General features: G+C 67.2%; 19 protein-coding genes. 10 read left to right on the top strand and 9 right to left on the bottom strand.

Annotation, left to right across the window (positions count from 1 at the left end):
• Window positions 1-75 precede the first annotated feature (75 nt).
• Window positions 76-1587, top strand: coding sequence for a SulP family inorganic anion transporter (locus tag F8O03_RS16870; protein ID WP_151424904.1), 1512 nt, complete (start codon window positions 76-78; stop codon window positions 1585-1587).
• 16 nt (window positions 1588-1603) lie between these two features.
• Here F8O03_RS16870 and F8O03_RS16865 read toward each other — a convergent pair whose 3' ends face one another.
• Window positions 1604-3004, bottom strand: coding sequence for a TrkH family potassium uptake protein (locus F8O03_RS16865; protein WP_151424903.1), 1401 nt, complete (start codon window positions 3002-3004; stop codon window positions 1604-1606).
• Between the two features lie 138 nt (window positions 3005-3142).
• Here F8O03_RS16865 and nhaA point away from each other — a divergent pair, with 138 nt between their 5' ends.
• On the top strand, window positions 3143-4504 hold the full coding sequence (gene nhaA / locus F8O03_RS16860) for a Na+/H+ antiporter NhaA (RefSeq protein ID WP_416375812.1): 1362 nt from the start codon (window positions 3143-3145) through the stop codon (window positions 4502-4504).
• Here the strand turns inward: nhaA and F8O03_RS16855 are convergent.
• The 4 genes from F8O03_RS16855 to F8O03_RS16840 all read right to left on the bottom strand — a co-directional run bounded on the left by F8O03_RS16855 (window position 4495) and on the right by F8O03_RS16840 (window position 9447).
• Window positions 4495-5013 carry a hypothetical protein gene (locus F8O03_RS16855; RefSeq protein ID WP_151424901.1) on the bottom strand — a complete coding sequence of 173 codons (519 nt, stop codon included), beginning with the start codon at window positions 5011-5013 and terminating at the stop codon, window positions 4495-4497. The two genes, nhaA and F8O03_RS16855, sit on opposite strands and share 10 nt — an antisense overlap.
• Before the next feature lie 169 nt (window positions 5014-5182).
• Window positions 5183-6010 (bottom strand): PRD domain-containing protein, encoded by an 828-nt coding sequence (locus F8O03_RS16850; RefSeq protein ID WP_151424900.1) that lies wholly within the window; start codon window positions 6008-6010, stop codon window positions 5183-5185.
• Between the two features lie 94 nt (window positions 6011-6104).
• Window positions 6105-7559, bottom strand: a complete 1455-nt coding sequence (locus F8O03_RS16845; RefSeq protein WP_151424899.1) for a glycoside hydrolase family 1 protein — start codon at window positions 7557-7559, stop codon at window positions 6105-6107.
• Entirely contained in the window at window positions 7546-9447 is a 1902-nt protein-coding gene (locus F8O03_RS16840; protein WP_151424898.1) for a beta-glucoside-specific PTS transporter subunit IIABC, read from the bottom strand. The genes F8O03_RS16845 and F8O03_RS16840 overlap by 14 nt, the downstream gene beginning before the upstream one ends.
• A gap of 264 nt (window positions 9448-9711) precedes the next feature.
• Between F8O03_RS16840 and F8O03_RS16835 the strand changes: the two genes are divergently transcribed.
• Entirely contained in the window at window positions 9712-10890 is a 1179-nt protein-coding gene (locus F8O03_RS16835) for an MFS transporter (RefSeq protein WP_151424897.1), read from the top strand.
• A gap of 104 nt (window positions 10891-10994) precedes the next feature.
• On the opposite strand, the gene F8O03_RS16830 is transcribed toward F8O03_RS16835, so the two are convergent.
• Together F8O03_RS16830 and F8O03_RS16825 are read right to left on the bottom strand one after the other, a co-directional pair.
• Window positions 10995-11489 (bottom strand): GAF domain-containing protein, encoded by a 495-nt coding sequence (locus tag F8O03_RS16830; protein WP_167516622.1) that lies wholly within the window; start codon window positions 11487-11489, stop codon window positions 10995-10997.
• Window positions 11490-11694: 205 nt separating this feature from the next.
• Window positions 11695-12612: an AEC family transporter gene (locus F8O03_RS16825; protein WP_208851898.1), complete on the bottom strand. Its 918-nt coding sequence runs from the start codon at window positions 12610-12612 to the stop codon at window positions 11695-11697.
• 38 nt (window positions 12613-12650) lie between these two features.
• Between F8O03_RS16825 and F8O03_RS16820 the strand changes: the two genes are divergently transcribed.
• Window positions 12651-13172, top strand: coding sequence for a CGNR zinc finger domain-containing protein (locus tag F8O03_RS16820; protein WP_151424894.1), 522 nt, complete (start codon window positions 12651-12653; stop codon window positions 13170-13172).
• A gap of 45 nt (window positions 13173-13217) precedes the next feature.
• Here F8O03_RS16820 and F8O03_RS16815 read toward each other — a convergent pair whose 3' ends face one another.
• Window positions 13218-13550: a winged helix-turn-helix transcriptional regulator gene (locus tag F8O03_RS16815; protein ID WP_151424893.1), complete on the bottom strand. Its 333-nt coding sequence runs from the start codon at window positions 13548-13550 to the stop codon at window positions 13218-13220.
• A 64-nt stretch (window positions 13551-13614) separates the two neighbouring features.
• Here F8O03_RS16815 and F8O03_RS16810 point away from each other — a divergent pair, with 64 nt between their 5' ends.
• The 3 genes from F8O03_RS16810 to F8O03_RS16800 all read left to right on the top strand — a co-directional run bounded on the left by F8O03_RS16810 (window position 13615) and on the right by F8O03_RS16800 (window position 17846).
• Window positions 13615-14451 (top strand): NmrA family NAD(P)-binding protein, encoded by an 837-nt coding sequence (locus F8O03_RS16810; RefSeq protein ID WP_151424892.1) that lies wholly within the window; start codon window positions 13615-13617, stop codon window positions 14449-14451.
• A gap of 139 nt (window positions 14452-14590) precedes the next feature.
• Window positions 14591-17119: an excinuclease ABC subunit UvrA gene (locus F8O03_RS16805; RefSeq protein WP_151424891.1), complete on the top strand. Its 2529-nt coding sequence runs from the start codon at window positions 14591-14593 to the stop codon at window positions 17117-17119.
• A 10-nt stretch (window positions 17120-17129) separates the two neighbouring features.
• Window positions 17130-17846: a GNAT family N-acetyltransferase gene (locus tag F8O03_RS16800; RefSeq protein ID WP_244296350.1), complete on the top strand. Its 717-nt coding sequence runs from the start codon at window positions 17130-17132 to the stop codon at window positions 17844-17846.
• Window positions 17847-17878: 32 nt separating this feature from the next.
• On the opposite strand, the gene F8O03_RS16795 is transcribed toward F8O03_RS16800, so the two are convergent.
• Window positions 17879-18022 carry a LuxR C-terminal-related transcriptional regulator gene (locus F8O03_RS16795; RefSeq protein ID WP_151424889.1) on the bottom strand — a complete coding sequence of 48 codons (144 nt, stop codon included), beginning with the start codon at window positions 18020-18022 and terminating at the stop codon, window positions 17879-17881.
• 221 nt (window positions 18023-18243) lie between these two features.
• On the opposite strand from F8O03_RS16795, the gene F8O03_RS16790 reads away from it, so the two are divergent.
• The 3 genes from F8O03_RS16790 to F8O03_RS16780 all read left to right on the top strand — a co-directional run bounded on the left by F8O03_RS16790 (window position 18244) and on the right by F8O03_RS16780 (window position 20757).
• Window positions 18244-19350 (top strand): tyrosine-type recombinase/integrase, encoded by a 1107-nt coding sequence (locus F8O03_RS16790; protein ID WP_244296349.1) that lies wholly within the window; start codon window positions 18244-18246, stop codon window positions 19348-19350.
• Window positions 19347-19685 (top strand): helix-turn-helix domain-containing protein, encoded by a 339-nt coding sequence (locus tag F8O03_RS16785; protein ID WP_151424888.1) that lies wholly within the window; start codon window positions 19347-19349, stop codon window positions 19683-19685. The genes F8O03_RS16790 and F8O03_RS16785 overlap by 4 nt, the downstream gene beginning before the upstream one ends.
• 148 nt (window positions 19686-19833) lie before the next feature.
• Entirely contained in the window at window positions 19834-20757 is a 924-nt protein-coding gene (locus F8O03_RS16780; RefSeq protein ID WP_151424887.1) for a hypothetical protein, read from the top strand.
• Window positions 20758-20876: the final 119 nt, after the last annotated feature.

Here is a 20876-nt window from a genome sequence, read left to right as displayed (position 1 = left end):
AGACGCCTCAGGCACTCGTGGTGCGCAACGGCGCGTGCTCCCTCGTCCTATTCCTGCACCCACCGAGGAGCTCCCGTGACCACAGTCACCCCTACTTCCGACTCATCAGCCCGCTACCGCATCGAGCCGACCGTGCTGCAGGCGCTGCGCAGCCCCCGCATCCTGACTCGCGAGGTGCTCGCTGGTCTGGTCGTGGCGATCGCGCTCATCCCCGAAGCCATCGCGTTCTCGATCATCGCCGGCGTCGACCCACGGGTCGGCCTCTTCTCTTCGTTCGTGATGGCCGTCGCCATCTCGTTCCTCGGCGGTCGACCCGCGATGATCACGGCTGCAACAGGCGCCATCGCGCTTGTCATCGCGCCCGTCGCCCGCGACTACGGCATGGACTACTTCATCGCCACCGTCATCCTCGGCGGCCTCATCCAGATCGTCCTCGCCCTGCTCGGGGTCGCGAAGCTCATGCGCTTCATCCCGCGCAGCGTCATGGTCGGGTTCGTGAACGCCCTCGCCATCCTCATCTTCATCTCGCAGGTGCCGCAGCTGCTCGGCGTGCCCTGGCTCGTCTACCCGCTCGTGGTCGCAGGCCTCCTCATCATGTACCTGCTGCCGCGGCTCACGAAGGTCGTGCCGGCGCCGCTCATCGCGATCGTGCTCCTGACCGGCGCCGCTGTGGCCTTCGGCCTGAACGTGCCCACCGTCGGCGATCAGGGAGAGCTGCCGCGCAGCCTGCCCGAGCTCCTCATCCCGAACGTGCCACTCAGCCTGGAAACGCTGCAGATCATCGCCCCGTTCGCCATCGCGATGGCCGTGGTGGGCATCCTCGAGTCGCTCATGACCGCGAAGCTCGTGGACGAGATCACCGACACCCACTCCCGCAAGACCCGCGAGACCTGGGCGCAGGGCGTCGCCAACATGCTCTCCGGCATCTTCGGCGGCATGGGCGGCTGCGCGATGATCGGCCAGACCATGATCAACGTGAAAGCATCCGGCGCTCGCACCCGCATCTCGACGTTCCTCGCCGGCGTCTTCCTGCTGGTTCTCGTCCTCGCGCTCGGAGACGTGGTCGCGGTCATCCCCATGGCAGCCCTCGTCGCCGTGATGATCGTCGTCTCCATCGCGACCTTCGACTGGCACAGCATCACCCCCGCCACGCTGAAGCGCATGCCCAAGAGCGAACTCGCAGTCATGCTCGTCACCGTCATCGCGACCGTCTGGACCCACAACCTCGCCATCGGCGTCGTCCTCGGCGTCCTCGTCGCCATGGTCCTCTTCGCCCGCCGCGTCGCGCACTTCACCAACGTCACCCGTCGCATCGACGGCGACACTGCCCACTACGACGTGGAGGGAGAGCTGTTCTTCGCCTCCAGCAACGACCTCACCACGCAGTTCGAGTACACGTCAGACCCGGACCGCATCGTCATCGACATGGCCCGCTCACACATCTGGGACGCCTCCACCGTCGCCGCGCTGGACGCCATCGTCACGAAGTATGAGGCCCAGGGCAAGCGCGTGCACATCAAGGGTATGAACGACGCGACCGCCGCCTTCCACCAACGGCTCAGCGGCGGAGTGGCATCGAGCCACTGACCCCGTGGCCGCGCGGCTACCCGATGACCGGGCGCTCCTCCGGCAGGGTGAAGAGCACGTTGCGCTGACGCACGGCGAGCGCCGTCGCGAGCGCGATCGGGCCGACTCGACCCATGAGCATGAGCACGGAGAGCACGTACTTGCCAAAGGGATTGAGCTCTTCGGAGAGGCCGATGGAGAGCCCGCAGGTCGCGAATGCCGAGATGACCTCGAAGAGCGCTCGGTCGAGCCCGACCGGATTCGTCAGCATGATCATGGACGTGGAGACGAGCACGAGCGTGGCCCCGAGGAAGGTGACGCTGATCGCGAGGCGCTGCGTGCTGACCGGGATGCGGCGGCCCGCCACGTTCACGTGCTTGGTGCCTCGGGCTTCGGCGACGATCGCGAGGAACAGGACGGCGAGCGTGGTGACCTTGATGCCGCCGGCGGTCGAGGCGGACCCGCCGCCCACGAACATGAGCGCATCCGTGAACAGCCAGGCTGTCGGCGACGACATGGCGGGGTCGACGATCGAGAAGCCGCCGGAGCGCATCATGACCGACGCGAAGAGCCCGTGGAAGATGCTGTCCGGTACCGAGCGCTCGCCGATGGTGGCGGGGTTGTTCCACTCTGCGACGCACCAGCCGGCGGCGCCGAGAGCGAAGAGGATGAGTGTCGTCGCCAACGTGAGCTTCGTGTGCAGCGTCCACTGCTTCCGCACCCAACGCGCTCGAATCAGGTTGAGGAAGACGGGGAAGCCGAGGCTGCCGACGAACACGCCGACCATGATCGGGATGAGGATCGCGAAGTTCCCGTCGAAGGTGGCGAGCCCCTCCGCGTGCAGGGTGAAGCCGGCGTTGCCAAACGCGGACACTGCGTAGAACAGACCGTGCCAGAGGCCGAGGCCGAACGACCCCTCGGTTGCGGTGAACGCCGGAACGAGCACCACCATGAGGGCGGCCTCGATCGTGAACGTGGTCAGCAGCACCACGCGGAGCAGTCGCCACACATCCCCGAGTCCGGACGCGCCGATGACCTCCTGCGCGAACACCTTCCCTCCGACCCCGAGCCGCCGTGTCACGATCCGCGCCAGCAGCAGCGCCAGCGTCACCACTCCGAGACCACCGGTTTGCACGGCGAAGAGGATGACGATCTCACCGAAGAGCGACCAGTGCTCCGCCGTGTTCACGGTCGTCAGCCCGGTCACGGTGACCGCGGAGACGGCAGTGAAGAGCGCGTCGTGGAAGGCGGTCGGGGTTCCGTCTGCCGTCGCGATCGGTAGGGAAAGAAGGCCCGCGAAGACGAGCGCGGCGATGACGAACACCAGCACTGCCGCTCGGGCGGGCCAGCGGGTGACGAATCGGTTGAGCGCTCGGGAGAACCGCGATCCGGTCGTCGGTGCTGCCCCAGCAACGGGGGCGGGCTCACTGCCGAACATCGTTCTCCTCCGTCGCCTGCTCGTTGCCACGAGCTGCTGATTCTGGTCGATGCATCAGGTTCACGACGGTAAACTGTGCCGCGGTGTGTCGGGAAGCCTGGTCGACGATGTCCTGTCGTCGAACCCGTCTGGAGCACCATCGTGTCCGAAACGCCGTCCCCGACCACCGAGCAGACCCCGGTCGCCGTTCCCGCTCGAGGAAGCTACCGCGAATCCCGCCGCATCGGCGACATCCTCCGCAAGGAGACCGTCGGGGGAGTGCTCCTCGCCGTCATGGCCGTCGTCGCCGTCGTGTGGGCCAACTCGCCCGCCGCTGACAGCTACTTCGCGCTGCGCGACTTCCGCATCGGATACGAGCCCTGGCACCTGGAGCTGAGCCTGGGCGCCTGGGCCGCCGACGGCCTGCTGGCGATCTTCTTCTTCATGGTCGGTCTCGAGCTCAAGCGCGAGTTCGTCTCCGGGGACCTGCGCAGCTTCCGGACGGCCGCAGTGCCGATCGCGGCAGCCGTCGGAGGCGTCGCGGTGCCGGCCGGCATCTACGCGCTCGTCGTCGCGCGCTCGCCTGAGCTGCTCGGCGGCTGGGCCATCCCCACCGCCACCGACATCGCCTTCGCGGTCGCCGTCCTCGCGCTCATCGGCTCGCATCTGCCGAGCCCGCTCCGGATCTTCCTCCTCACACTGGCCGTCGTGGACGACCTGCTCGCGATCAGCATCATCGCGATCTTCTACACGGACACCATCGACCTGGTGCCGCTGCTGGTCGCCTTGGGGGTCATCGCCGTGTACGGCGTCATCGCGCAGCGCTACCGGAGCCTCTTCGACCGTCACGCGTTCGCCGCGTGGCTCGTGCTGCTGCCCATCGGCGTCGTCGCCTGGGCGTTCCTGCACGCCTCCGGCATCCACGCCACCATCGCAGGAGTCCTGCTGGCCTTCACGATCCCCGTCTTGCAGGGGAAGGGGTCGGAGACGCCCGACCGTGCTGGTCTCGCGGAGGAGTTCGAGCACCGCTTCCGTCCGATCTCGGCGGGCATCGCCGTCCCGATCTTCGCGTTCTTCTCGGCAGGGGTCGCCGTGGGAGGCGCCGACGGCTTCCTGTCCGCGCTCACGGACCCGGTCACGATCGGCGTCGTCGCGGCGCTCGTGCTCGGCAAGCCCATCGGGATCGTCAGCACGACGTGGCTCGTCACCCGGTCGAAGCGATTCACGCTCGACCCGCAGCTGCGGTGGGTCGACATCACGGGGGTGGCGCTGCTGGCGGGAATCGGCTTCACCGTCTCCCTCCTGATCGCCGAGCTGAGCTTCCCGGCAGGGTCCCCGGAACAGGATCACGCGAAGGTCGCGATCCTGCTTGCCTCCGTCATCGCGGCGGCCGCGGCAGCGGTCATCCTGGGTGCGCGGAACCGCAAGTACCGGCGGCTGAGCGAAGCGGAGCGCGTCGACGCGGATGGCGACGGCATCCCGGACGTGTTCCAGACGGCCACGGATCAGACTCAGAAGTAGTCGCTCATCGCGGCTGCTGCGATGCTGCGCTCTTCCACGTCCCGCCATCGCAGCGCACTGTCGGACGCTGTTCCGGCGGGGCGCTGGATGTGCGCGGCGAGCCGGCGGCTCAGCCCCTCGGGCGACTCGCAGCCGGTGACGTCGAGCAGGACCACGTCGACGGATTCGCCGAGCTCGCGCTCAAGTGACGCGTGCACGCGCATCGCCAGGCCGGCGGCCGCCGAGTCGAGCCGACGGTCCGTCGCATCCGCCGCGTACACCACGATGAAGTGCGCGAACTGCCCGTAGCGTCGCGCTTCGACGACCGCATCCTTCAGGACGGCCTTCAGCTGCCGACGCGCGGTCTGCGGTGTCGATGACGTTCGGAGGTCGATGGCCACCACGAACGCTCGCGCGCTCATGGTGAGGGATGCGGGCCGTTCGGCTCGGCAGTCGACCACCCCTGACGAGGCGGCGAACGCCTGCAGATGGGGGAGCTGGTCGCCGAAGAGGAGCGAGGGGCGGGGCATAGGTGGGGTCCGTTCTTCTGCGAAACGATCGTTCGATCGCTGCCGACCAGACTTCCCGGCACACCAAGCCCGCAAGGGCAGGAGGCCAACACTAGTCCGAGTCCGGCGAGAACGGGGGAGCATCGGCGGAGGGCCCGCGGGGCGCTCGCCCTGCCCGCCCCCGGAGGCATCACTCAGGGGACGCGCGGGCGATGTGCACCGCGAGGAAGGCCACTTCCTCGTTGGGCAGCTCGACCCCGTGCGCTTCGCGGATGAACGTCCGAACCCGCTCCGCGGTGGCGATGGCGCGCGGGGCGCGCTCGCTGAGGTTCCTGAACAGGAAGTCGTCGCCGGCGAGCAGCTGGCCGGCGAAGAACCGTTCGGCGAAGAACTGCAGGTGCGTCAGGAAGCGGGATGCGTGGAGGTCTTTGCGTGAGACGCGCACCGCCGACGTCATGGTCACGATGCTGGTGACCTTCGCGACGAGATCGACGACCCGCATGGAGTCGACCCCGGGCTTCCCTGTGTCGGCGTTGACGAGGTGGAAGGCCACATTGGCCGCTTCCTCCTCGCCGAGTCGCACTCCGAGCCGCCGCTCGACATGTTCGAGGGCGCTCACGCCGACCGCGTGATGGTCTGGGTAGACCGTTCGCACTTCCCACGCGAGCCTGTTGGTGAGCGTCAATCCCTGTCGGTGTCGCTCCACGGCGAAGTGCAGGTGGTCGGTGAGGGTGAGGTACACGTGTGGATCGAGGGTCAGTCCCGCCCGAGCCGCATCTGCGGCGATCTCCCTCGTCAGCTCCACGTACTCGGCCGGTATCTGCGCGAGCAGCTCGACGAGGTTCCGGTGGTCCGCATCCGGGAGCGAGATGAACTCCTGGTCGGTGATGGCCGGTGAGACCTCGTCGCCCGGCTTCTGCCCGTACCCGATCCCCTTGCCCAGGAGGACACGCTCGACGCCGCGGTCGTCGACGACGAGGACCACACTGGAGTTGAGGACTTTCTTGATGGCGGGCACGGGGGTCTCCTTTGACGCCGCTAGTTGTTTCTGCTCTCGAGCTGAGAGGGCTGAGCTGAGCTGAGCCGTGCTGCGCTCAGCTCAGCCGATCGACTCAGTTGAGATTCGAGCCGTTGGACTCGATGACCTGTCGGTACCAGTGGAACGAGTCCTTGCGTCGGCGCTCCAAGGTGCCGTTGCCGAGGTCGTCCAGGTCCACGTGAATGAAGCCGTACCGCTTGCTCATCTGCGACGTCGACGAGCTTACGAGGTCGATCGGGCCCCAACTCGTGTACCCCATCAGGTCCACGCCCTCGTCGACGGCCTGGATCATCTGCTCGAAGTGCGCTCGGAAGTACTCGACGCGGTAGTCGTCGCGGATGCGGCCATCCGCATCGACCGTGTCGCGCATCCCGAGCCCGTTCTCGACGATGAAGAGCGGCTTGCGGTAGCGGTCGTAGAGGTCGAGCAGTGAGATGCGCAGCCCGATGGGGTCGATCTGCCACCCCCACTCAGAAGAACCCAGGTAGGGGTTCTTCACGCCGAGCACCGTGTTGCCCGGAGTGCGCTCTGCATCGGGATCGACGGATTCGGTCATCGACATGTAGTAGCTGAACGAGACGAAGTCCGCGGTGTTCTCGCGGAGGAGCTCGGCATCGCCCTCCTCGAACGGAACCGTGACGCCCATCTCTGCGAGCTGGCGCAGCACGATCGGCGAGTACGAACCGCCGGCCTGCACGTCCGAGCACATGTAGAGGAGGCGCTCCTTGGCGCGCGTCGCTGCGACATCGTCGGGGTGGCAGGTGCGGGGATAGGTGGTGAGCATCGTGATCATGCACCCCATCTGGGCGTCCGGGTGCAGCTCCCGCAGCAGGCGGGTGACCGAGGCCCCGGCGACGAACTGGTGGTGCAGCGCCGTGTAGCAGGCCTGCGAGATCGAGGTCTCCGTCACTGTCTCCTCGATGATCCCACCGGAGGTGAAGGGGTGGCGCTCCATGCCGTCGATCTCGTTGAAGGAGATCCACATCTTCACGAGGTGCCCGAACTTCTCGAAGCAGGTGCGGGCGAAGCGCTCGAACAGGCCGATGGTGGCTCGATCGAGCCAGCCGTTGCGCGTCACGGCCAGTTCGAGGGGGGCATCGAAGTGCGAGAGGGTGACGAGCGGCTGGATGCCGAGGCGCTGCATCTCCTCGAACAGGTCCAGGTAGTAGGCGACGCCGGCTTCGTTGGGTTCCAGCTCCTCGCCGGTCGGGTAGAGGCGCGACCAGAGGATCGAGACACGGAGGACGGAGAAGCCCATCTCGGCGAACAGTGCGAGGTCTTCCCGGTAGCGGTGCACGAAGTCGATGCCTCGCCGCTTTGGGAAGTACGTGGGGTCGGGGTCGGCTTTGGCTTCGGCGATGCTCTCCAGCGTGACCGCGTGGAGTGCCGCGAAGTCGTCGTTGTCGGCGTTCGGGTGCCGGCGGAGCACGTCGGTGACGACCCAGCCTCGCCCGTCTTCTCCCCAGCCGCCTTCGGCTTGGTTCGCGGCGAGTGCGCCGCCCCAGAGGAAGGTGTCAGACAGTGCCATTTGCGGTCTCCTTGATGGTGGTGAGTTCGATGAGCTGTGCTGCACGCTCGGTGTGCTGACCCGTCGTGAATCGCACGTCTCTTCCTGCCGAGTTCACGACGACGACGGGTGTGATGGTGTCGAGTCCGGCTGCTCTGATCGCGTCGAGGTCGGCGTCGATGACGGGCTGTCCCGCTTCGACGCGGTCGCCCTGCGCGACGTGCGTCGTGAAGGGTGCACCGTCGAGCGCGACGGTGTCCATGCCCACGTGGACGAGGACTTCGACGCCGTCGTCGGTGCGGATGCCGATGGCGTGCCGTGAGTCCAGCATGGAGGTGACGGTTCCCGTGACGGGTGCCACGACGCGTCCGTCGGCGGGGCGTATCGCGACGCCTTCTCCGAGGACGCCGGATGAGAAGACCCCGTCCTCGAGGGATGAGAGCTCGACGACCTCGCCCTTCATGGGGGCCACGATGGCGAGCGACACCGTGTCGTCCGCTGCGTTCAGCGGCTGGCTCTCGGCTTGGCCGAGCACTCGCAGGGTGCCGGAGTCCGAGTCCTTCCAGAGGACCACCCCGACCACGAAGGAGACGACGAGCCCGATGACGAGACCGATCAGCGCGTGGATGAGGTTCCACGGGTCGAGCGAGTCGATGAACATGGAGATGCTGGCCAGGCCGGGGCTGACGATCGCGAACGTGTCGACGAAGGTGATACCGAGGTAGGCGCCGGAGGTGATGGCGCCGGCGAGGACGGCGATGAGGGCTCGACGGTTCTGCAGCGTCACGCCGTAGAGGGCGGGCTCGGTGACGCCGAACAGCGCTGAGAAGCCAGCTGAGACGGCGATCGCCCGGAGTCCCTGGTTGCGGGTGCGGAGAGCCACGGCGAAGCTCGCCCCCGCCTCGGAGATGTTGTGGGCGAGCGACGCGGTCAGGTAGAAGCTCTCCTTGCCGTAGGTCGCCATCGTCGTGATCGTCGGGGGCAGCAGCGGCTTGTGCATGCCGACCGAGATGAGGAACGGCAGGATGGCGGCGAGGAGCGCGACGGCGATCCACCCGAAGGTGTTGTGGAAGTTGAAGAGGAGGCCGGCGAAGAGGTCGCCGATCTCGAAGCCGAGCGGGCCGATGAGGAAGACGGTCGCGGGGGCCACGACGAGGTAGCACATCAGGGGCACGAAGAACGTTCGGATGGGCGGCCAGGAGAACTTCGTGAAGAAGCGCTCGGTGCCCCAGAGCAGCAGCACGGCGAGGATTGCGGGGAACACCTGCGAGTTGTAGTTGACGACGGGGACGGGGATCCCGAACAGCGCTGTGCCGCCTTCCTGGGTCACGAGGGCCGTGAAGGCGGGGAAGAGCAGGAGCGCCACCGTGCCGAGCGCCACCGGGCGATTGACGTCGAGCTTCTTGGCCGTGGTGTAGGCGACGAGGAGCGGCAGGAAGGCGAACACCGCGTCGGGGACGGCGGAGATGAGCGCGTACGAGTCCGTCTCGCGGTCGATCCAGCCAAGGGCCGCTGCCAGGACGAGCAGCGACTTGAAGATGCCGGCGCCCGCGATCGCGGGGATGATGGGCACGAAGACGCTGACGACGAAGTCCAGCACCTTCGAGCCGACCCGCTTGACGGTCCACGGGGTTCGGGTCTTCTCGGCTGCGGCGGCGGTCGGTGACCCGGAGCGGAGCTTCTCGACCGCTCGGTAGTACTCGAGAACTCGTCCTCCCACGATGACCTGCGTCTGCGGGCCTCGGACGACGCCGAGTACGCCCGGGATGGACTTGAGTGCCGACTCGTCGACGGTTCTGTCGTCGGCGAGGGTAAACCTCAGACGGGTCGAGCAGTGCTGCAGGGCAGACACGTTGCTGCTCCCGCCGACGTGCTCGAGGATCTCGGCTGCCTCTGAGCTGATGTTCATGTTGTGCTCCTCCATTGGAACTCCGGGGGACCGCATCCGGGCAACAAAAAAGGACCCGACCGTTAGCTCTGAAGAGCAACAATCGGATCCTGCCTGCATGACCAGTCACATGTCCGTTGCATGAACATACACGGATCCCGGATCGGTGTCCACCGTCGGTTCGGAGGTACACTCGGCCTCAGCAGGGTGCGTGCGTGGCACCTTCACGCCAGGTGACCTACGGGGCCTTCGCGATCCGATCGGAGAGCGACGACTGGAGTCCCCTTGACGAATCCCAGCACCAGGGAGCGTGCCCTGGCGGCGCTTGCGGCTCTCGCATTCGGCTTCATGATCGCGGGTGCCAACAGCATCAACCCGCTGCTTCCGATGCTCCGGGTCGAGGTTCCGCTGGGCCCGCTCGGAGTCTCGCTGACATTCGTGGCCTACGTGTCCGCGGCGGTCCTGACCCTCTTGGTGGTCGGCTTCTCCCGCGTGCGCGTGTCACCGGGTGCGGCCTTGATCGTGGCGCTGCTGGTCGCGGCCTGCGCGAATGCGCTTCTCGCGTCGCCCGTGGACTGGCAGATCCTCGCGGGGCGGGCTGCAACAGGTATCGCGGTCGGGCTCGCCACCGGTGGCGCGGCAGGTCTGGTCGTCGAGGTGCTGCAGGGGCGCGGGCGGGGCTTGGCCGCTACGGGGAACCTCGTCGGCGCGGTCGTCGGCACTGCCATCGCGCAGGGCGTGGCGGCGGTCGAGAGCACCGCCGGCGTGACGCTCATGTACGTCACGGGTGCCGGAGTCTCGCTGCTGCTCGCCGTTGCGCTTCTCCTCCTGCTCCGGGCACGGGCGGGGGCACGGGTGCCGCAGGGTGAACCGCCGAGGAGCACGACCGATGCCGCGCCATCTCATCGACTGACGCGCGCAGACGTGGGGACGATCCTGCGTGCCGCCATCGTGTGGACAGGGCTCAGCGCCGGCGTCGTGTACGCGCCGACGATCTTCGCTGACGCCGCCATGCCAGCGGCGCAGTTCGCGGGAAGTGTCACGATGCTCGTGGCCGCGGCCATCGCCCAGCTCGGGAGCGCGCCGCTCGGGCGCTTGCTTCCCAGGGCGAGCGGTCACCTCGCCTTCGCCGTCGGCGCTGCGCTGGCGGTGGCATCGGTGCTGACCACGAGCAATGCGCTTGCCTTCATCGCGCTGGCGCTCGTCGGCAGGGGAGGGGCCGTGGCGTACCGGACGTCGCTCGTGCACCTGACGCGGGGAGCTGCGCCAAAGCTGCAGAGCGTGCTCGCATCGAAGTTCGCCGTCGCCACCTATGCCGCGTCGGCCTCAGCAGTGCTCACGATCGGGCTGCTCGGCGGTGTCCTGCCGACGGAGATCGTGCTCGCCGTGTTCGCGACGCTCCTGAGCCTCGCCGCGCTTCTCATGCACTGGCGTGCGCCGAGGCTCCGGGACCTGTCCGGGTGAGTCCGCACCGAGCTGGCGGGCGAGTTCTGCAGCAGCTCGTGCACCGTGCCCGCCTGCCCGATATCACTGGCCAGGAGGATGCCGACTGCCGCGTGGGTCGTGACTCACGGGCGCTCCTCGATGCGACGAGATCTCCAACGGGCCTCCTTCGGCGCGTCGGTGGCGGAGGCCAGGGACAGGCGAAGGACCTGCTTCGCGAGCAGGTCTGCGAGCACGACCGCCTGACGCACCTGCATCGGGGTGAACCCTGCTGGCGTGCTCGCGTACATGTCCACCGCCCCGATCGGCGTGGGCCCGACGAACATCGGGAACGCGAACAGCGCACCGACTTGCTCTCGCGAGACCGCATCCTTGAACGCCGACCACCGGTGTGCAGGGAGCGCCGTCACGTTCTCGGTCAGCACCGGCTTCCTCGTCGCGAGCGCGTCCCAGCATGGCCCCTCACGGAGGTCGAGCTGGATCTCGTCGATCCGAGCCGCCACCTCGTTCGAGGTCGACAACGTCGCGCTGCCGAGGACGTCGCCCATGGTGGACACTGATGCGCCCGTCACTCGGAACGTCTGCAGGAACAGGTCAGCGGTGCAGTCCAGGGAGTCCACTGGCGCCGCCAATGTCTCCAATGCCCGTTCGAAGCGCTCTCGTCGCATGGAGGGACCTCCTCGGCTCCACAACCCTGGTCCCGCCCGAGCGTAGGGTGGCTGGGCGTCGGGATGCACCCGGTAGCCAGGGAGCTCGAAGAGTGGTAGGAACCGGCAGCGCGGGACCGACGGAGCCCGAACCGGTCGAGGAACTCGCTCTCGAGCTCTACTGCGCCAGTCGCCCCGCCCAGTCGAGCATCAGCGGCATCGATGCGGTCGACAGCAGCGTCTGCACGCCGATGATGGTCGCCATGAGTCGCGTGTCACCGCCGAGCTTCGCGGAGAGGATGGCGGCGGACGGGGCGGTGGGGACGGCCGTCAGGATGACGACGGCGTGGAGCGTCAGCTCGTCAGCGCCGAGTGCGATAGCCAGGGCGGCCGCGGCGAGCGGCAGCGCGGCGAGCTTGATGAGGGTCGGGACGGTCACCTCGATGAGGTCGCGCCTCCTCCAGGCGAAGCTGATGCTGGCACCGGCGATGAGGGTGCCGCAGAGCAGGGCCGATGATGCTGCGAGGTCGAGGGTGCTCGCGATCGCTGTCGGCAGCGCGATGCCCGTGATGCTCAACCCCAGGCCGGCGAGGCAGCTGAGGATGAGCGGGTTCGTGGCGATCTCCCGGAGGAGCTTCGGCCGCGGGGCGTCGTCGTCGTGGGCACCGTACAGGGTGAGCGTCGAGACGCAGAGGAGGTTGACGACCGGCACCGAGATGGCGCAGGCGATCGCGAACGTGGCGATTCCGAGCTCGCCGTGCAGGGCGCTGATGAAGACCAGGCCGATATAGGTGTTGATGCGGATCGCCCCCTGCACCATGGAGCCGAGTGCGGGGCCGGTCGACCTCAGCAGGGGCCTCGACGCGATGAGTACGCCCGTGGCGGTGATGATCGGAACCGTCGTCGTCAGCAGGAGCGGGCCGATGTCGATGGCTCCGAGGTCGGCGTTCCCGATCGAGGTGACGAACAGCGCGGGACCGAGCACGTAGTACGTGAGGCGTTCGAGGCCGCTCCAGAACTGGCCGGACCTCAGCATGGCGCGCCGCAGGACCGCACCGCCGATGAGCGTCAGCAGCACGGGCACGATCGCAGTCATGATGATTCCCACGCCCCCCACCGTGGTGCAATAGGTCAATGCAGTTCAACCATGACAACATGACGGGTGCGCTGCTCGCCGCCGAGCTCGTCAACGCCGAGGCCAGCAATGGTCCAGAAGCACGCGTCGGTGCGGCGCTCGAGCTGCACGGGATCCGCGGTCGAGCTGCACTGTCCACCTTCGTCGATGGCGTGCTCGAGTGGGCTCGATTGCTCCGTCGGGTCTTCGAGGGCCAGGATGCGCGGGCGCGCTGCGACGAGGTCAACGCGCTTCTCGCGCTCGGGGCCAGCAAGGGCGTCTACCTGAGCACGCACGACGGTCTCGACCCTCACCTGCATTTCGCCCCGGACAGCGACGACCTCCTGGCCAGGGTCCGGGCCGTCACGGCGGGTGGTCTGGCGATCTTCCTGACCGAGTCGCGCGGCAGGCGTCTCGGCGTCTGCTCCCGGCGCGGTTGCGAGCAGGTGTTCGTCGACGTCGGTAGGAACGCGACTCGTCGGTACTGCTCGACGCGGTGCGGGAACAACGACGCCGTCGACCGCTACCGTCAGCGCGGCTGACGACCGGCGCATCCGCCGGAGGGGGCGACGAAAGCCCCGACGGGCTCAGTCGGCGTCGACGACCTCGGGAACCGACAGCGCCCATGCGTTCATCGCGTCGAGCACGGTCCGCAGCTGCTCGCCGACTTCGGTCAGCTCGTAGACGACTCGCGGTGGGATCTCCGGGTAGGCCGTCCGGGTGACGAGCCCGCTCGCCTCGAAGCGCCGCAGTCGGTTCGTGAGTGTATGCGCGCTGATGCCGGGGAGGCGGTCCTTGATCTCGGTGAATCGGAGGGGGCCGTGGAGCAGCTCCCGCACGATCAAGGTGGCCCATGGGCCTTCGAGGAGGATGAGGAAGCGTGCCACACCGCACTCTGGGAGATCGTCGCATCGGGACATGGGTGAGAGCATAGGCCTTTAGTGCAGTTGACGTAACCGATGCATCGTATGCACTAATAGACGCATGACCTATCTGATCCACGGCGCCACTGGCGCCCAGGGTGCCCCCGTCGCCGCTGCTCTCACCGCTGCCGGCCTCGACGTCACCGCCGCTGTCCGCACGCCGAGCACCTACGAGGGGCCGGGAGCGGCCGTGGCCGTCGACTTCACCGACACCGCCTCGCTGACCAGCGCCTACCGCGACGTCGGCGGGGTCTTCGTCCACCTGCCCATCGGGTCGCCTGCACAGCAGCTCGCGGCGGCGACCGCCGTGGCCGACGCCGCGGAGGCATCCCGTCCCGCCCGAGTCGTGGTCTCCACGAGCGGGTACACGCTCGAGGACCCGGAGAGCGCGCTCGCTGTGCTGGTGCGCAGGCTCGACGAGGCTGGGATCTCCACCGCCGTCGTGCAGCCCCGCCTGTACCTCGAGAACCTCCTGCTGCCGTTCGTCGCGGGACCGGCGAAGGAGCGCGGCGTGCTCAGCTACCCCATACGGGAGGACTACGCGGTCTCCTGGAGCTCTCACCTCGATGTCGCGGACGTCGTCGTCGGCCTCCTGCGAGACAGCTCGATAACCGGGATCGTCGGTGTCGGCGCCTTGCCGGGTCTGCTCGGCAAGGACCTCGCGGCGACTTTCGAAGCACGCCTCGGTCAGCCCGTGAGCTTCGAGAGCCGCGACCCGGACGACTTCGGGACGGACCTCGCCAGGCTCATCGGCCCGGGGGCGGCGCCCGTCGTCGACTCCTACAAGTGGCGAGCCACGCAGCCTGACGAGGTCATCGACGAGGCGACGAGCGCGCAGCAGCGCCTCGGCATCAGCCCCCGCTCCGTCACCGACTGGCTGGGTCAGATGGGCGTCTGACCCAGGACGTTCAGCACGCGAGCGAAGCCGGGAGCCTTCGGGCTCGGCTTCCCTGCTTCGCTCTCGGACGACAGACAATCCGCTGTTTCCGTCGACCACCGCCGCCTACTGTGTGGTGTACAAGACCCGGGAGGTCGCTATGGAGAGCCGCACGCAGCCGACTTCCATCAAGGTGCGAGGTGCACGAGTCCATAACCTGAAGAACGTCGACGTGGACGTCCCGCTCGGTCGCCTCGTGGCGATAGCGGGAGTGTCCGGGTCGGGGAAGTCGTCGCTGGCGCTCGGTGTCCTGTACGCGGAGGGCTCGCGGCGCTACGTCGAGGCGCTCTCGACGTACACGCGGCGACGCATGACCCACGCGACCCGCGCGACGGTGGACTCCGTTCAGCATGTCCCTGCGGCGCTGGCGCTCCGTCAGCGCCCCGGCATCCCTGGCGTGCGATCGACCTTCGGCACGTCGACGGAGCTGCTGAACGTGCTCCGCGTGATGTTCTCGCGCCTCGGGTCCCATCTGTGTCCGAACGGGCATCGACTCGCGCCCACGATCGATGTCGCCGCGAACAAGGATCTCGTCTGCCCCGAGTGCGGCGTGAGCTTCTCTCCGCCGGGCGCGGAGTCGCTCGCATTCAACTCCGACGGCGCCTGTCCTGAGTGCAGCGGCACCGGATTCGTGCGCGACGTGGATGACGATGCGCTTGTCCCCGACCCGTCGAAGACGATCGCAGATGGAGCGGTGGCTCCGTGGAGGATGTTCGGCCTCACCGTCATGCCCCAGGTCGCCGCGGAGCTCGGGGTCCGCATCGAGGTGCCCTACGGTGAGCTGACCGAGCAGGAACGGCTCATCGTCATGGACGGGGCTCCGGTCAAGCGCGAGATCAGAGTGCCGTCCCGATCCGGCAAGCTCTTCGACCTCAACTTCACCTATCGGAGTGCACGGCAGGCGGTTCGCGAGGCGATCGACAACGCGAGCAGCGAAGCGGGGGTCGCGCGTGTGAACCGCTTCATCACGACGCATCAGTGCACGGTCTGCCACGGAACTCGACTCTCGGAGCAGGCGCTCGGCAGCGAGGTCTGCGGCATCGATCTCGCGCAGGCTGCGAGGAAGGACCTCGACGGGATTCTCGCGTGGGTGGCGGCGGTCCCGGAGTTGATGGATGACACCCTGCAGCCGATGGCGGCGCTCATCGCCGGGCAGTTCGCCGAGATGGGGCAGCGGCTGCTGCAGCTCGGGCTGGGGTATCTGACGCTCGACCGGGCGAGCTCGACGCTTTCCACCGGTGAGCGACAACGAGTGCAGCTGGCGCGAGCCGTGCGCAACGAGACGACCGGTGTGCTCTACGTCCTCGACGAGCCTTCGATCGGACTGCATCCGGCGAACATCGACGGCCTGATCGGGGTGATGCGCGACCTCCTCGCCGACGGCAACTCCGTCGTGCTCGTCGACCACGACGTGCAGGTGCTCCGCGAGGCGGACTGGCTGATCGAGATCGGCCCGGGGTCCGGCGGGGCGGGAGGCACCGTGCTCGCGGAGGGAACCGTCCCCGAGATCGGCGCCCATCCGGCATCGTTGATCGGCGAGTTCCTGGATGGGCGAGCTGAGACCCTCACCAGGGCGCGGAGCGACGCGGTGGACGTCTTCACGCAGGGCACCGTGCGACTCGAGACCTCTGCGGTCCACACCGTGCACCCGCTGCAGGTCAGCATCCCGAAGGGGCGCCTCACCGCGGTGACCGGCATGTCGGGGTCCGGGAAGACGACGCTCGTCCTCGAGAGCTTGGTGCCGGCGATCGCCGCGGCCCGTCAGGGCACGGTGCCGCCGAGTCACGTGCGAAGGCTGGAACCTGCGGGCCTCAACGAAGCCAACGTCGTCGACGCGTCTCCCATCGGCACGAACGTCCGTTCGACCGTGGCGACGTACAGCGGGGTCCTGGATGATCTGCGTCGATCGTTCGCGGCGACTCCTGAATCACGTGAGCGCGGGCTCAAGGCGGGTGACTTCTCGTACAACACGGGCTCCCTCCGTTGCCCGCGATGCGAGGGCACCGGTCAGGTGGTGCTGGATGTGCAGTTCCTGCCGGACGTCGACATCCCCTGTCCCGACTGCGGCGGCAGTCGGTACCGGCCTGACGCGCAGGCGATCCGGATCGCCACGGAGGGAGGTGAGCGCAGCATGCCGGATCTGCTCGCGGCCTCGGTCTCGGAGGCCGCCGAGATGCTCGCCGGCCTTCCCAGACTCGCGGGGAAGCTGCGGACCCTGGTCGAACTGGGTCTCGGCTACCTGAGGCTGGGCGAGGACACCCCTGCGCTGTCGGGAGGCGAAGCACAGCGCCTCAAACTCGCCACCGAGCTTGGTCGCAAGCACGACGGCAGCCTCTTCATCCTCGACGAGCCGTCTGTCGGCCTGCATCCCCTCGACACGAGAGTGCTGCTCGACGTCATCGATCGGCTCCTGGCGACCGGCGCCACGGTGATCATCATCGAGCACGACCTCGACATGATCGCCAATGCCGACTACGTCATCGACATGGGGCCCGGTGGCGGCACCGCGGGAGGCCGCGTCGTCGCGACCGGCACGCCGGAGGATGTGTCCATCAGTCTCGAGAGCGTGACGGGGCGATATCTGGCCCCGATGCTTCGCGACGTGCGGCGCAAGCCGTCGCACTCCTAGCATGGAGCGTGTGAGCAATGAGCACTCGAAGGTCGAGAGGGTCCTCCAGAACAGCCAGCCAGTCGGCGCGCCCTTGCCTGACTGGGCGCCCCGGCGCCTGCCAGACGCGGAGCGCCTGCAGGGCCGGTGGTGCACGCTCGAGCGCCTGGACGCGGACCGTCACGCGGACGAGCTCTCCGCTGCGTACGCCGCTTCTGAGGACAGCGACTGGACGTACCTGCCCGTCGGGCCGTTCGAGTCTGCTGACTCGTACCGAAGCTGGGTGCAGGCTCAGGCTCAGACCGGGGACCCGCGCCACTACGCCGTCATCGACGCAGCCAGCGGTCGCGCGGTGGGCACACTCTCGCTCATGCGGCATGACCCGGCCAACGGCGTGATCGAGGTGGGGTGGGTGGTCTTCTCGCGCGCGATGCAGCGCACCCCCATCTCGACGGAGGCGCACTTCCTGCTCATGGGCTACGTCTTCGACGAGCTGGGCTACCGCCGATACGAGTGGAAGTGCGACAGCCTCAACGCCCCATCCCGCCGGGCCGCCGAACGCCTCGGCTTCGAGTTCGAGGGCACGTTCCGGCAGTCGACGGTCTACAAGGGGCGCAGCCGCGACACGTCATGGTTCTCGATCATCGACCGCGAGTGGCCGCAGCGCCGACGCGCATTCGAGGCGTGGCTGGCGCCGGAGAACTTCGATGACGACGGGAAGCAGCGCACCGCACTCCGGGGGCGATAGCCCGATTCCGAACTCGCACACGGGCGACGGCGTCACAGCCAGTCCCGCTCGTGGGCCGTCCTGGCGGCGTCGTGGCGCGTGGCCGTGTTCATCTTCTGCATCGCGCTGGAGAGGTAGTTGCGGACTGTGCCAGGGGCAAGATGCAGCCGCTTCGCGATGTCACGGAGACTGAGCATTATTCGATTCGTGTGATCCGCGTAACTCCGGGCTTTCAACCTGAGTTTGGTACAACTCGAGCGGATTCTCGGCAGGGATGCGTCGTGAACTGAGTCGCCCGCCCTGAGATGACGGCACGTCGGCGCGCGTTGGTGCGAATCGGGAGTTTTCGCCCGGGAATTTGGGTCGCCAACAGCTCACATGCTTGCATCATTGTTGTATCAGATGCAACACTTGGTGGGTGAGCGAGCAACGCACTCCTCGAGGGTTCCCAGCGAGACTGGATGCCAACGTCGTGCCTCTGAACCAGGAACGATTCGTGTTTGACGGCATGCTGGCGGGGTGGGTCGATCAGCAAGTGAGTCGTGGGCTCGCTCCATCAACGATCACCTCCCGCGTTGCGATGATCCGTCGCTTGCGTGAGTTCGTGGATGCGTACCCGTGGGCGTGGACCCCTGAGAATCTCGAAGCGCTCAGCGTGGAGCTCGCTTCAGGCGCTCGGCCGGTGACGAAATCAACCTTGCGCGGCTATCAAGTTGTCGTGCGTGCGTTCTGCGACTTCATCACCGACGCCCGCTACCCATGGGCTGCCGAGTGTTTGGAGAGGTTCGGGGAGCCTCCCCTTCAGATTTGCCATGATTGGAACACGCTCGCGCATATCGTCGAATATGAGGGGCGACCGCAGCGGCGAGCGTTGACCTACGACGAGTTGGAGCTGTTCTTCGCTGCCGCGGATGAGCGAGTGCTGGCGATCCAGCGCGCTGGGCGTAAGGGGGCGCTTTCCGCGTTGCGTGATGCTGTCCTGTTCAAGACTGTCTATGCCTTCGGGTTGCGCCGCCGCGAAGCGGCCGGCTTGGATCTCGCAGACGTCAGGTTCAGTCCTAGTGCTCCGAGATTCGGACGATGTGGTGCCGTGTACGTGAGGTGGGGCAAAGCGTCTCGCGGCTCCGGGCCGAAGCGGCGCACGGTGTTGGCGGTCCCGGAGTTCGATTGGGCGGTCGAGGGGCTTCGGCAGTGGATTGAGGAGGATAGAGCGCTGTATGGCGCTTCGCGCTCTGAAGCTCTCTGGCTGACCGAGCGCGGAACGCGGGTGTCGTTGCGGTATCTCGATTTCCGGTTCGCCGAACTTCGAGACCATCTCGGGTTGCCCCCAGAGCTGACCGTGCACGCGTTGCGACACTCGTACGTGACGAATCTGATCGAGTGGGGGTACGCCGAACGCTTCGTGCAGGACCAGGTCGGACACGCCTACGCGTCGACGACGGCGATCTACACCTCGGTCGGCGATGACTTCAAGAACCGCGTCCTCGCGGCCGCCCTTCAACGAATCTACGGAGACGAGTCATGACCAGCCCCACCATCCAGTGGAACCTGCGCACCCTCATGGCGGCCAACGGCATGTTCCAAACGACGGACCTTATCGAGCCGTTGCGCGAGCACGGCGTCAACCTGTCGCGCGAGCAGGTGTACCGCCTGGTGACAAGAGCCCCGGAACGGCTGAACATGACTGTTTTTGTCGCGCTGTGTCACATCTTCGGCTGCGGGCCAAACGATCTCATTGAGATCCCAGACGTCGCGGCGGCGCGAGAGCGAAGGGTAGTCAACGAGTCGGCTTCCTCGCCTGTGGTCCAGCGTGAGCTGAAACCGGTGCCGGCTCGGATTCAGCGCCCGCCTAAGGCGTAGAACCTTGGCGACGTGGGGGGAACGTTGCGACAACTGTCACCGAGACGTGATCAGCCGATACCAGCTGCTCGGAGGGCGGATCTGCAACGCCTGCTACAGCAGGTTGCGCCGGAGCCCAGCCGTATGTCCCGGATGCGCTGAGACTCGCGTGCTCGCGTATCTCGACGCTGTTAGCGCGCGCGTCTGTGCCGCCTGTGTGGGGTGGGTCGATCGCATCGGTTGCAGAGATTGTGGTAGCCACGAGCAGCTCATCGGCTCGCAGTGCGGGAGCTGTCGACTCTCCGAACGCCTCGCGGAGCTTCTCGACGACGGAACCGGTACCGTGCATGACCGTCTGCAGCCGCTGCGTGACTACCTACTCTCGGTCAAAGATCCACGAACCGCGGTGCGGTGGTTGAAGCGTGACCCGATCGCGCCGACGCTGCGCAGCATGGCGAGGGGCCAGCTCCCGATTGCACACACGACGCTCGACGAGCTCCCGTTGAGCATGAGAACCCGCCACTTCCGTCGACTCCTCATCAGCGCAAACGTGCTTCCCGAAATCGATGTCTTCCTGAACGAGCTCGAGCTCGCATTGGCGCAGGTTCTGACCACGATTCCCGAAGAGCATGCGCGCCTGATCCGTCGCTACCACCAGTGGCACACGCTGCCTCGTCTCCGGAATCGACCCAAGCCCATGACGACGGGCGTCTTCGCAAACCGCATGCGAAACGTTCGCCTGATTGCGGCGTTCTTGGCATGGCTGCAGGAGCAGCACCTGCAGCTCCCCATGGTGGATCAGGCAGTCATCGATCGCTACTCCGCCTCGACGTCCGGACGCGATGAGCTGAGGCAATTCCTCACCTGGGCAGCGCGGTCTGGGCTGTGCGTGAAAGTCGAGGTGCCGCGGGTGCGCAACGGGCCACCTCAGGCGGCCATGTCAGATGAAGCGCTGGCGGAGCTCACTGGGCGAGTGCTGGCGGACGTGGCGTTGTCTCCTGTCGGGCGTCTCCTCGCGTTGTTCGCGATCGTCTACGCGCAACCCATCCGATCAAGCGTCGAACTCCGGGCTCGAGGCGGTGGAACAGCTTGAGGAACGAGTGTCGATCAGGTTCGTCGCGACCCGAGTCCACTTGCCAGCAAGCATCGCCAAGCTCCTCCAGGAGCACCTCGAGCAGCTCGAGACACGCGAAAGCTACCACCCGATTGTGA

The sequence above is a fragment of the Pseudoclavibacter terrae genome (assembly GCF_008831075.1).
Taxonomy (GTDB): domain Bacteria; phylum Actinomycetota; class Actinomycetes; order Actinomycetales; family Microbacteriaceae; genus Pseudoclavibacter; species Pseudoclavibacter terrae.
This window is presented reverse-complemented; position numbering and strand designations above follow the sequence as displayed.